Here is a 12,139-nt window from a genome sequence, read left to right as displayed (position 1 = left end):
ACCTATTTCTACCAAGTTATAAACAATTTATGTCAATAATTACCTTAACGACTGATTATGGAGTAAAAGACCACTTTGTGGGTGCTTTGAAAGGTAAATTATTATCCGAGTTCCCGGAAGCGCTTATCATCGATATTTCTCATAACATTGATGCTTTTAATGTAGCCGAAGCTGCCTATATTATCGGAGCGGCTTACAGCAGTTTTCCCAAAGGAACCGTGCATCTTATAGGTGTTGACATCGAACTAAGCGCCGAGAACCAACATATCGCTATGCAATGGAACGACCAGTATTTTGTGTGTGCCGATAACGGCATTCTGAGTATCTTGATACAAAAGATTGTTCCGCAGAAATTAGTTACCATCAATATACACGACCGTTTGCCTAATGATGCTACCGATTTGGATGTGTTCGTAAAAGTAGCCTGTCATCTGGCGAAAGGTGGTTTGCCGAACGTTATCGGGAAAGAACTAAAAGCCATAAAAGAGATAACCGAATTACAAGCAACGGTTCAGGACAATCAGATTAAAGGCTATGTTATTTATAGTGATCATTTTGGAAATGCCGTGACCAATATTTCTAAAAAGATGTTTTTAGAAACCGGTAAAGCGCGTTCCTACACCATTCAGTTTAAGAATCAAACCATCAAAACCATTTTATCGAAATACTCTGATGTGGCGGTTTCTGATAAATATCCTCTAAAATATTATGAAGGTGAAAAGCTGGCGATATTCAACGAGGCCGGTTTTTTAGAAATTGCGCTTTTCCGAAGTAATCCTGATAGTGTAGGCTCTGCTACCAGTCTACTGGGATTAAATTACCGGGATTTGGTGACTATAGAGTTTAAGAATTAGAGACAAGAAGCAAGAGACAAGAAGCAAGAAGCAAGAGGCAAGAAAAAGAAATTTAGAGAAAAGATTATGTTTGTTAGAATAGTTAAAATGAGTTTTCACGAGGAAAATATTCCGGCCTTTCTGGAAAATTTCGATTTAATTAAAGAAAAAATACGAAATGCGCCCGGAAACCGTTATCTAGAATTATATCAGGATAAAAACAATCCAGAAATCTTTTTTACTTATAGCTTTTGGGAAACCGAAGCCGATTTGGAAAATTACCGAAAATCAGCATTGTTTGATGACGTTTGGAACTTTACCAAAAAACTATTCAACGGTAAACCAGAAGCTTGGAGTGTAGATAAATTAATCTCTTTACCATAAACAATGCATCCCATCCTTCGAAAGACTTTTTATGTGCTGCCTGTCTCTGTTCGCTACACCATCAGACGGATACTTTATTTACCCGAAGATGTATTTCGAAAAAGGAATGCGATGATGCCTCCCAAAGGGATGATTTTTACCGGTTCGGGAAATTATATTGAAATTGGAGCGCAATTTTTTACTTATTTCAAGAAATATGGTGCCCTAACACCGGAAAGTGCTGTGCTGGACATTGGCTCCGGAATTGGGAGAATGGCGGTACCCTTTACTACCTTTCTTTCGGAAAAAGGGCGTTATGAAGGCTTTGACATTGTAAAAAAAGGCGTAGATTGGTGCCAAAACAACATTTCCAAACGCTTTCCGAATTTCACCTTCAAACTGATTCCGCTAAAGAATGATTTATACAATTTAAGTACCGATAACGTTGCTTCAGAATTGAGATTCCCTTATGAGAATGAACGTTTTGATTTTGTGTTTTTGACCTCGGTGTTCACGCACATGATGCCTGCCGATTTGGAAAATTACGTTAGAGAAATTCAGAGGGTTTTACAACCCGGAAAAAAGTGTTTAGCGACGTTTTTTCTTTTAGATGATGAAAGCGAAGGCATGATGAAAGAGCGCGGAGACAAAAGCTTTCCTTATCCGATGGGAGACTATTCTTTGATGGATAAATCAGTTAAAGAGGCAAATGTTGCCTATCAAAAGAGTTATGTTTTAAATTTGCTGGCTGAAAATGGTTTTGAAGTGACTCATTTTTTTAGAGGAAGCTGGTCCGGAATAGCTCCAAGCGACCTGAATGAACATCAAGACATACTAATTATAAAAAAGAATTAATGAAATCAATTGCGTTTCGCGAAATAAAATCCTTCTTTGGTTCTCCGATCGGATACCTTGTGATTGGGTTGTTCTTATTGCTCAACGGCTTGTTCCTTTGGGTTTTTGATGGCGAATACAATATATTACAAAGCGGGTTTGCTGATTTGAGTCCGTTTTTCACATTGGCACCGTGGATTTTTATTTTCCTGATTCCGGCCGTAACCATGCGTAGTTTTTCGGATGAGAAAAAACAAGGTACCATTGAATTGTTATTAACTAAACCCTTGTCGATTTGGCAAATTGTCAACGGGAAGTTTTTAGGTTCGTTTTTACTGATTGTGATTGCACTACTTCCCACTTTGGTTTATGTCTATGTCATTTCCAGCTTAGGATTGCAGGAAGGCAATATCGATATGGGCAGAACAATGGGCTCTTATTTTGGGTTGCTTTTTTTGGTTGCTGCGTATACCGCTATCGGCATATTTACTTCTACCCTATCTGAAAATCAGATTGTCGCTTTTTTACTTTCGGTGTTTTTATGTTTTGTTTTTTATTTTGGATTTGAAGGTGTTTCCAGTTATGCCACCGGTTTTCAGGATGCCGTTTCCCGAATCGGAATGGACTATCACTTTAAAAGCATGTCCCGTGGTGTTTTGGATACCAGAGATATACTTTACTTTATAAGTGTTGCCTTTTTGTTCTTGTCGTTCACCGTTTTTAAACTTAAATCCTTAAAATCGTAATGAGCGCTATGAAAAACAACTTCAAAAAAATCCTGATTACTATCGGAATCCTTGTGATTGTGAACGTAGCAGGTCACTTTGTGTTCAAACGTTTTGACCTTACGGCTGATAACAGATATACCCTTTCGGAAACTTCGTTAAAGATTGTAGCCGAAGTCAAAGAACCTTTATATATTGATGTCTTTCTGGAAGGTAATTTCCCAGGCGAATTTAAAAAACTACAAACCGAAACACAGCAATTATTAGAAGAATTCAAGGCAGAGAACTCGAATATCATCTTCCAATTTGTCAATCCCTTAGAAAATGAAGACGACAAAGAAAAAACCATACAATCGTTTTTAGAGCGTGGTCTGACACCGGTAAATGTTACGGTAAACGACAAAGGGCAGCAAACTCAGGAAGTTGTCTTCCCTTGGGCTGTAACTACGTGCGGCAATCGCTCGGTAAAAGTACCGTTGTTAAAAAATATGATGGGTGCTTCTACGGCGGAAAAAGTCGTAAGTTCGGTACAACATCTGGAATATGCTTTTGTCAATGCCATCAATGTGGTAGCCAAAACCAAACAGAAAAAAGTAGCTGTAATACAAGGCAACGGAGAACTTCATGATATTTTGATTGCTGATTTTGTAAAATCAGTTAAAGACAATTATTACATTGGGCCGTTTACTTTAGATTCTGTGGCTAAAAGTCCGGCAGAGAGTTTAAAATACTTAAAAAAATACGATTTAGCCATAATTGCCAAACCTACGGAAGCGTTTTCAGATGAAGAAAAACAAGTCTTAGACCAATTCTTAATCCATGGCGGGAAAGCCATCTGGCTTGTCGATCAGGTGAATATGGAGATGGATAGTTTGTACAATGAAGGGGGAACCAATTTAGCTTTTCCTAGAGATTTGAACCTGAACGATATGTTCTTCAAATACGGCATCCGCATCAAGCCCGATTTGATTTTCGATTTACAAAATACGCCCATCGCTTTAGCAACAGGTGACCAAGGAAGCTCGACGCAATACACGCAATATCCGTGGTTTTATGCGCCGATGATTTATCCAACTTCTAAAAACCCAATTGTAAGCAATTTGGATGGTATTAAGTTTCAATTCGCCAGTCCGATTGAACCTTTGAAAAATGATATCCAAAAAACCGTTTTATTACAATCTTCACAATATTCAAGACTAGTAGGAACACCCGCTGAAGTCAGCTTAAAAATAGTTTCGGAACGTCCCGAGCAAAAAGATTTTGCCGGAAGAGGCAATTATCCTGTGGCTGTTTTATTAGAGGGACAATTCCATTCGGTGTACGAAAACCGAGTTTTACCGTTTCAGGATGGTACTTTTAAAAACACCGGAAAAGCAAGTAAAATGATTGTGATATCCGATGGTGATGTCATCAAAAATCAATTGGACAAAAACTTCCAGCCGTTGGAACTAGGTTATGACAAATGGACGAATAATTTGTACGCCAACAAAGAGTTTATGATGAATTGCGTCAATTATTTATTAGACGATAACGGACTTATTAACATTAGAAGCAAAGAAGTAGATTTGCCTATTTTGGATAAGGAAAAAGTCTATGCCAATTATACCCAATCCCAAGTTATAACGGTCGCAGTTCCTATAGCTATCCTATTGGTATTTGGTATTGTATTCACGTTCTTACGCAAGCGCAAATACAGTAAATAAGTGTTAATAAAAAACTTTTTGAAATCCCTTTGTTTACGATATATTTGTAAAAATAAATAATAATGAAATGTCGAGGATATTTCATTTTCCCATTAAAAACAAATAAAAAATTCGAATGAAATTTATAGTATCGAGTTCTTACTTATTAAAACAACTACAAGTATTGGGTAGTGTTATCAATAGCAGTAATACGTTACCTATTTTAGACAACTTCCTTTTTGAGTTAGACCACAAAAATTTAACGGTTTCGGCTTCCGATTTAGAAACGACTATGTCGGCTACTTTAGAAATTGATTCCACTAGTAAAGGAAGTGTTGCTGTTCCGGCAAAGTTGTTGTTGGACATCTTGAAAACCTTTCCGGAACAACCGTTAACCTTCACTGTAGAAGAAAACAGTACTATTGAAATCAGCTCGAACTCCGGAAAATATGCTATTGCCTACGCTCCGGGAGAAGAATTTCCAAAGTCGGTTAACTTAGACAATCCATCCTCAACGGTAGTGCCTTCAGAAGTATTGGCAACTGCTATTAGCAAAACTATTTTTGCTGCCGGTAACGACGATTTACGTCCTGTTATGAGTGGTGTGTTTTTCCAATTTTCTCCAGAAGGTTTAATCTTTGTAGCTACTGATGCTCATAAGTTGGTAAAATATGCTCGTGCAGATGTAAAAGCTTCGCAAGTGGCTGATTTTATTATGCCCAAAAAACCTTTAAACATTTTAAAAAGTATTTTAGGAACTTCTGATTCAGAGGTGACTATTGAATATAATGATTCGAATGCGACCTTCTCTTTTGACAGTTACATTTTAACTTGCCGATTGATAGACGGAAAATATCCGAACTATGAAGCGGTTATCCCAAAAGAAAATCCGAACAAATTGATGATTAACCGTGTGTTACTATTGAACTCGGTGCGTCGTGTTGCGATTTTCTCTAATAAAACTACGCATCAGATTCGTTTGAAAATAGCGGGAGCCGAATTGAATATTTCTGCTGAAGATATTGATTACTCGAACAAAGCCGAAGAGCGTCTAACTTGTGATTATCAAGGCGATGATATGCAGATTGGCTTCAACTCGCGTTTCTTATCAGAAATGCTGACCAATTTGACTTCGGATGAAATCATGTTGGAAATGTCGATGCCCAACCGTGCCGGAATCCTTACTCCAATTGACGGACTAGATGAAGGCGAAACCGTTACGATGCTGGTAATGCCGGTCATGCTTAACAACTAAATATAAACTAACCTTTATACCGAGAAACCGTAATTTCGAAAGAAATTGCGGTTTTTTACTTTTTAAAAAAACACTTAATAATCAGACGCCAACGAATATCCTTCAAATCCTGACGCTTATTCATTTCATCCCTCATTTTTATAAATATTGTATTCCTTTGTTGCTGTTTAAGAAATCAGCATGAAGCAACAGTATCCTCTTACCTTTGGCATGGCTAGTTTTACACTTGCAGTTTTAATTGTAACCCATTGGGCCTTCATCTGCTCCTTTGATGAATTCCTTCATTTGTACAAGTATGGATTCCAACAAGAGACTATCGACGCACTGCCGTTTTTTTTTAAACCATTGTATAAAGGGAAACCCAACTTGATAACGCTGATTTGCTTTATGCTATTTACCTTTTCGGCGTTCTTGTTGATTCAACAAAAAAGGAAAAGCTATTTTTATGTGAGCATTAGTTCTTTCGTAATGATCGCCTGTTTATTTATTTTTTTAATTAAAGCCTAATGGACTTAATCCTAAAGAATGTTAAAAAAATAACTTTAATGTTAAATGGCAGACTTTAATTTTTAATATATTTGAAAACCTAACAATAAAAAACGAATTAAAACATGAAAAAAAATCTACTTGCAGGTATTGTATGCCTTGCACTCGGAATGTCTGCTACAGCGCAGAAATTAGACAAATTTGGTGCTGATTTAGCTAAGAAATCAGTAATGGGAAAAGAAATCAGAGCTCCTTATACGGATTTAACCAGCTACTTCGGTTTTATCAAGCCAGGTGCTAAGCCAGATGAAGTAAAAGGCGGAAAGAAAATGTATTACTTATACGTATGGATTCCGGTAGCGGCTCCGGAAATTGGAATCAGAATGATTTCTCCGGTTCCTGATAGCGTTAAACCAAACGAGAAAGATTACCAATCGGCTGATTATACTGCTAATGCAGCAGATACGAAAAGCTTCTTTGATACGTGGATCACTTTTGAAAGAGCGGACGGAATTTTCAAAATTGAAGATGTAGCGGCTAAAGCAAAATCTGCTTCATGGACTAAAATTGAAAGCAATGATGACTCAGGCGAAATGCCGGCTCAACCTTCTGGAAGCAAATACAACTCTTTGATGAGAATCACGAGCGATACCTCAAACCCAACAAAATCTTTAGTAATGGGATTGTACAGAATCGGATTCACTACCTATAAAACAGGAGAAGTTCAAGGTAGTTTCTTAGCGCAATTGGGAGCTCCAATCAAACTTCCTGGAGTTCAGGTAGCGGTAAACCCAGCTGATATTGTAAAAAAATAAGGATTAAAGTAGTAGGAATACGAAAAGTCCCTCGCTAAAACGAGGGACTTTTTTTATTCGCGTAATGCCAAAATAGGCGTTTTAGAATGCTGCGCCATTTTTTGAGTGGTCGATGTCGTAAACAAACGTGTAAAAAAGTTTTGTTTGTGCGTTACCATTGCCAGTAAATCGATAGCATGACTTTCGGTAAACTGTTCTATCGCTGCGGCAACATCTTCGCTGGACTTAATAAAAAATTCCAACGCTTCTTCGCCCTCAAAAGAAGATTCCCAATATGCAATCTCCTCCGCAATAAAGGCATAATCGGGCGTATTAACATACAAACATTTTACTTTAGCCTCGAGCTTGCGGGCAATTCGCAGAACATCCTTCAATGCCTGAATCTCATCTTGTCGGTAACGCGTACAAAAGCCGATGGTTTCTATTTTGTGAAATTTGGTGTCGTGCGCAATCATTAAAACGGGAACGCTAACCTCCGCAAGAACATCGTCAGCATTGGTTCCGATAAAGGAATCCAACCAATCTGAAGAGCCTGTCGTTCCCATAACTACAAAATCAATATCCTGGAGATGGACGACCTCTTTAATACAATCTAGTAATTCTCCGGTCATCATGATATGGTCTAGCGGAATCACTTCGGCATTATTCGCTTTGGCAATGTCCTTCATTTTTTCTAAGGCTTGCGCAAAATTATCGGAATTCGTCGCTTCCAAACTTTCATAAACCTCTATAAAATTAATCGGTAGTAACTGACTATCCACTATCGGCAACTCATACGTATGCAACAACACTATTTTGGCGTGGTACACTTTAGCCATTTCAAGCGCATATACCAACGCATTTTCAGAAGTTTCGGTAAAATCCAATGGCAGCAGAATCCTTTTCATAATAGTAATATTTATTAATTTTAATGCTAAAATTACGCTCCAACGTTTAAAATAAAATGTTAATTAGGAGGCTATTAACGAATTCGTTTGTATTTGTAAAAGTTGATAAAAATGATATAAACATCGCATGTTTTGTTTTAGTACCTTTGCCTTCCGAAACCCAATTTTGAATACAACGTTGTTAAAAAGATAGAAATGATTTCCCAAGAAACTATTGTTGCCTTAGCTTCTCCTTCTGGTGCTGGAGCCATCGCTGTTATTCGCCTTTCGGGGAAAGAAGCACTGACCATTTCCGGGCAAGTATTCCAATCGGTTTCAGGAAAAATCCTCTCCAAGCAAAAAACGCATACGATACATCTTGGTCATATTGTAGATGATACCAAGGTATTAGACCAAGTACTGCTTTCGATATTCAAAAATCCGAATTCCTATACTGGTGAAGATGTGGTGGAGATTTCCTGTCATGGTTCTACGTATATTCAACAACAAATCATTCAGTTACTGTTGCGAAGAGGTTGCCGAATGGCGCAAGCGGGCGAATTTACGCTTCGTGCTTTTTTGAATGGCAAGCTCGACTTGTCGCAGGCCGAAGCCGTGGCCGATTTGATTTCGTCGGACAACGAAGCCAGTCATCAGATTGCGATGCAGCAAATGCGTGGTGGATTTTCGAATGAGATTGCCAAGCTACGGGAAGAACTTTTGAATTTTGCTTCGCTTATAGAACTAGAATTGGATTTTGCTGAAGAAGATGTTGAATTTGCTGACCGAACTCAATTTAATGAATTACTTACCCGAATCACCTTTGTCTTAAAACGCTTAATCGATTCTTTTGCGGTGGGGAATGTCATCAAAAACGGTATTCCGGTTGCGATTGTAGGGGAACCTAATGTGGGAAAATCAACGTTATTGAATGCTTTACTGAATGAAGAACGCGCGATTGTTTCGGATATTGCCGGCACTACCCGAGATACGATTGAAGACGAATTGGTCATAGAAGGTATTGGCTTCCGATTTATCGATACGGCCGGAATTCGGGAAACCAAAGATGTGGTGGAAAGCATTGGCATCAAAAAGACTTTTGAAAAAATTGAGCAGGCTCAGGTTATTATATACCTGATTGACAGTTCGCAATTAACATTAGACAACAAAAATCTGCAGGAAGTACAAGTCGAGCTCGAAAAAATTAAAAACCAATTTCCGTTAAAAGCACTTGTGGTTATCGGAAACAAAGCAGATACTATATCGGAAGCTCAAATCTCAAATCTGAAATCTCAAATCCCCAATATTTTATTGCTTTCTGCTAAAGAAAAAAACGGCATTGAGGATTTAAAAAACCAACTCTTATCGTTTGTCAACACCGGAGCGCTGCGCAATAATGAAACCATTGTTACCAACACGCGTCATTACGATTCCCTACTCAAAGCGCTGGAAGAAATTCAGAAAGTGTCGTTCGGATTACAGTCGGGTTTGCCTTCAGACCTGATGGCAATTGATATCAAACAAGCTTTGTACTACTTTGGTGAAATTACCGGAGAAGTAACTAATGACGAGCTTCTGGGTAATATTTTTGCGAATTTCTGTATTGGGAAGTAACCATTAATCCCTAATACTTCTCCCCTAATTCCTTACGCAACACTTGCGCTTGCGCTTGGAGGAATTTCAGTTGGTTTTGATGCTCCAACATCTCGAAAACATATTTTTTACTGGAGTTAGAAGCCCCTCGCAATAACTTCATCCCAAGGATTTCCTGTTCTGTTGCTATATTTCCTTTGGCTTCTAAATAAGGGAGTAATTGTAGCATCTTGGCGCGGTTGAGACACTTTTTTTCTAAAGCAGCTATTTTACGCGATAGCACCTGTTGTTGGAAGTCGTTTTCCTTTAGCAATTTTTGCAGTTTGACTTGGTACTCCGTCATTTCTTCGGGAGTAAGTGACTGTGCTATGGTGGTATACTCGTTGCTTCGGACTACTGCTACGAATTCTGCCATTTTTTCCATAGCCACGGCGGGTAAACGGCGTTCACCCAATTCGTACATGGATAATCGGCTCCGCTTCACGTTGAGCAGTAAAGCCAGGATCCTCTGAGAGATGCCTAATAGGTTGCTTATATATTTTTCCGCACTCATAAAATTGCCATCGCAAGTTTTATACCAAATTTTTTTGTGGCCAAGTATAGTGTGGCCAAAAAAATTGGCCACGGGTAGTTTGGCCACGTTTTTGGAAAAAAAATTATACATAAAGGGAACAGATGTTAAATTTATTCTTACATTCGTTTTACTGATATCAAATACCACAAAATTTTATTGGATAAATAAATATGCTTGTAAGTGGGCGTGTTTATGAGTTATGTATCACCATATTGAAGACTCGAACTAAAAACGACTACTATGATATTGAAAAAAACCATTATTAAGAACTTTCGAGGAATAAACGGAACAATTACAGTAGACTTTGATTTATTTAGTTGCATTGTAGGACAAAATGATGCAGGAAAATCAACAATATTAAAAGCGTTGGATGCTGGTTTAAATGGTACAGCTTTATCAAGGACAGATTATAATGTTGAAGCGCAGGATAATGTAATTTCTGTTGAAATGCATTTTGACTGTCTAAATTCTCAATACACTTTGGGAGAAGAAATTGAAACTTCGATTGAAGCTGAAGAATTGGTTAACGATCAAAATCTCTTAGTATGGAAGAAAACTTGGACAGTTACCGATACATCTATTTCAACCGCAAAAACTTCGTTTATTAGAAAAGTTTATGCTGGGAACAATGATTTTATTTTAAAAACAGAAGCTCAACTTATGGCATTATGTGGAGCAAACGGAATTGTAACGGCAAAAGGCAATGGTGATAATTTCAACAATGTTGAAAAAAGAGAAAAATTAAGAGAATACAATCAACAAAACAACATAGCCTTTACTTATGAATTTGAAGATGTACCTTCATCAGGAACAACAAAACTAAAATCTATAGCCGATTCCATCAAAAAATTACTACCATCATTTCAATATTTCAAAGCCGATTCCTCTCTTTCTGATACTGATACTACTATACAAAAGTACTTTAAGGATATGGCTTTTAATCTCATCCAAGCTGGAATCAACACTGACGATTTAGAAACTCAAATTAGAAATCAACTCGGAACAGTTTTACAAAAGGTTACTGACAAAATAAATGATGTAGTAAAGTCCTCAGAGAAAGTGGAACCAAGAATAGAGTTTGATTGGAGTAAATTAATTTCCACTTCATTTGTTAGTACTTCCTCTGGTAACAATATTCCTTTAAGTTCAAGAGGTGATGGTTTTCGGAGAATTACAATGATGTCATATTTTGAATATCTAGCCGAAACTAATAGAGCAAATTCTGAACAACAGATAATCTTTGGCTTTGAAGAACCCGAAACTTTTTTACATCCTTCGGCTCAAGACAATTTGTACGACAAACTAAATATGTTAACACAGAATGGCTATCAAGTTATAACATCAACTCATTCACCTACAATTGTAGGCAAAACAAATATTCAAAATATTGTCCATATATCTAAACCAAATAACGTTTACACGGTAAATCAGGCTGGACTTGATTACAAACAATTAGCGATTGATTTAGGAATAAAACCTGACAATACATTTACGCCTTTGTTTTCAACTTCAAGGCTTCTATTTCTAGTTGAAGGAATTGATGATGTTAATGCTATGCATCATAAGGCAAAATTATATAAGCAAGCAGGCGAAATTAATCAGACCTTCGAAGAATTAAGTGTAAACATTATTCCTATTGGTGGGTGCGGAGGCGTAAAACACTGGGTAAATCTTGACCTCTTTACAAAACTAGAAAAGCCTTTCTTTATTTTTCTTGATAGTGACAAAGACAACGCAGCTCAGGTATCTCCAAACGAAACCAGTTTGGTTAACTATGGGCTTACTTTAGGAACTGATTTTTTGATTACAAAAAAGAGGCTTTTAGAAAATTATATTCATCCTTCTGCATTGCACAGATTAGTTCCCGGCTCAACCATTACATATACAGATTTTGACCACGCAAAAAATCTTTGCAAAGATTTTCCTGATAGTGTTATTCGAGCTCATCTCGGTGGCGGTAAGGTTGCAGAAAAGCATTATGGTAATCTAACATTTGCTGAATTAAAATTAACTTGGTTTGATGGAAATACAGATGAATTTTTAGATCTATATAATATAATTGCGGCAAAATTAAATTAGTACAATGGCAAGTGCATAAAAGCCGTTTCTAGCA

At 37.4% G+C, this 12,139-nt stretch carries 11 protein-coding genes and 1 pseudogene; 9 read left to right on the top strand and 3 right to left on the bottom strand.

Annotated elements, in window-relative coordinates; genetic code table 11:
• The first annotated feature begins 29 nt into the window (after positions 1–29).
• From ACULEU_RS04320 to ACULEU_RS04290, 7 genes are all read left to right on the top strand, one after another.
• Complete coding sequence (locus tag ACULEU_RS04320; RefSeq protein WP_445454226.1) at positions 30–854, top strand: SAM hydrolase/SAM-dependent halogenase family protein; 825 nt, start codon at positions 30–32, stop codon at positions 852–854.
• 66 nt (positions 855–920) lie between these two features.
• Entirely contained in the window at positions 921–1,217 is a 297-nt protein-coding gene (locus tag ACULEU_RS04315; protein ID WP_445454225.1) for a putative quinol monooxygenase, read from the top strand.
• Positions 1,218–1,220: 3 nt separating this feature from the next.
• The gene (locus ACULEU_RS04310) at positions 1,221–2,051 is read left to right on the top strand and encodes a class I SAM-dependent methyltransferase (protein ID WP_445454224.1); all 831 of its coding nucleotides are present in this window, start codon (positions 1,221–1,223) and stop codon (positions 2,049–2,051) included.
• On the top strand, positions 2,051–2,776 hold the full coding sequence (gldF, locus tag ACULEU_RS04305; RefSeq protein WP_445454223.1) for a gliding motility-associated ABC transporter permease subunit GldF: 726 nt from the start codon (positions 2,051–2,053) through the stop codon (positions 2,774–2,776). Before ACULEU_RS04310 ends, gldF begins: the two co-directional genes overlap by 1 nt.
• Positions 2,777–2,784: 8 nt before the next feature.
• Complete coding sequence (gldG, locus tag ACULEU_RS04300; RefSeq protein ID WP_445454222.1) at positions 2,785–4,458, top strand: gliding motility-associated ABC transporter substrate-binding protein GldG; 1,674 nt, start codon at positions 2,785–2,787, stop codon at positions 4,456–4,458.
• Positions 4,459–4,573: 115 nt separating this feature from the next.
• Positions 4,574–5,692, top strand: coding sequence for a DNA polymerase III subunit beta (gene dnaN / locus ACULEU_RS04295; protein WP_445454221.1), 1,119 nt, complete (start codon positions 4,574–4,576; stop codon positions 5,690–5,692).
• Between the two features lie 611 nt (positions 5,693–6,303).
• Positions 6,304–6,993: a LipL32 family surface lipoprotein gene (locus ACULEU_RS04290; protein WP_445454220.1), complete on the top strand. Its 690-nt coding sequence runs from the start codon at positions 6,304–6,306 to the stop codon at positions 6,991–6,993.
• Between the two features lie 53 nt (positions 6,994–7,046).
• On the opposite strand, the gene ACULEU_RS04285 is transcribed toward ACULEU_RS04290, so the two are convergent.
• Positions 7,047–7,880: a universal stress protein gene (locus tag ACULEU_RS04285; protein ID WP_445454219.1), complete on the bottom strand. Its 834-nt coding sequence runs from the start codon at positions 7,878–7,880 to the stop codon at positions 7,047–7,049.
• Positions 7,881–8,075: 195 nt separating this feature from the next.
• On the opposite strand from ACULEU_RS04285, the gene mnmE reads away from it, so the two are divergent.
• Positions 8,076–9,473: a tRNA uridine-5-carboxymethylaminomethyl(34) synthesis GTPase MnmE gene (gene mnmE, locus ACULEU_RS04280; RefSeq protein WP_445454218.1), complete on the top strand. Its 1,398-nt coding sequence runs from the start codon at positions 8,076–8,078 to the stop codon at positions 9,471–9,473.
• 10 nt (positions 9,474–9,483) lie between these two features.
• Here mnmE and ACULEU_RS04275 read toward each other — a convergent pair whose 3' ends face one another.
• Together ACULEU_RS04275 and ACULEU_RS04270 are read right to left on the bottom strand one after the other, a co-directional pair.
• Entirely contained in the window at positions 9,484–9,867 is a 384-nt protein-coding gene (locus tag ACULEU_RS04275) for a hypothetical protein (RefSeq protein WP_445454886.1), read from the bottom strand.
• A gap of 45 nt (positions 9,868–9,912) precedes the next feature.
• Positions 9,913–10,005 (bottom strand): annotated as a pseudogene (locus ACULEU_RS04270) (hypothetical protein); the annotation flags it as partial.
• A 261-nt stretch (positions 10,006–10,266) separates the two neighbouring features.
• Here ACULEU_RS04270 and ACULEU_RS04265 point away from each other — a divergent pair.
• On the top strand, positions 10,267–12,105 hold the full coding sequence (locus ACULEU_RS04265) for an ATP-dependent nuclease (RefSeq protein ID WP_445454217.1): 1,839 nt from the start codon (positions 10,267–10,269) through the stop codon (positions 12,103–12,105).
• Positions 12,106–12,139: the final 34 nt, after the last annotated feature.

It is taken from the genome of Flavobacterium sp. 25HG05S-40 (assembly GCF_052654735.1).
The sequence above is the reverse complement of the archived record's forward strand: the minus strand, read 5'-3'. Positions and strand labels throughout refer to the sequence as shown.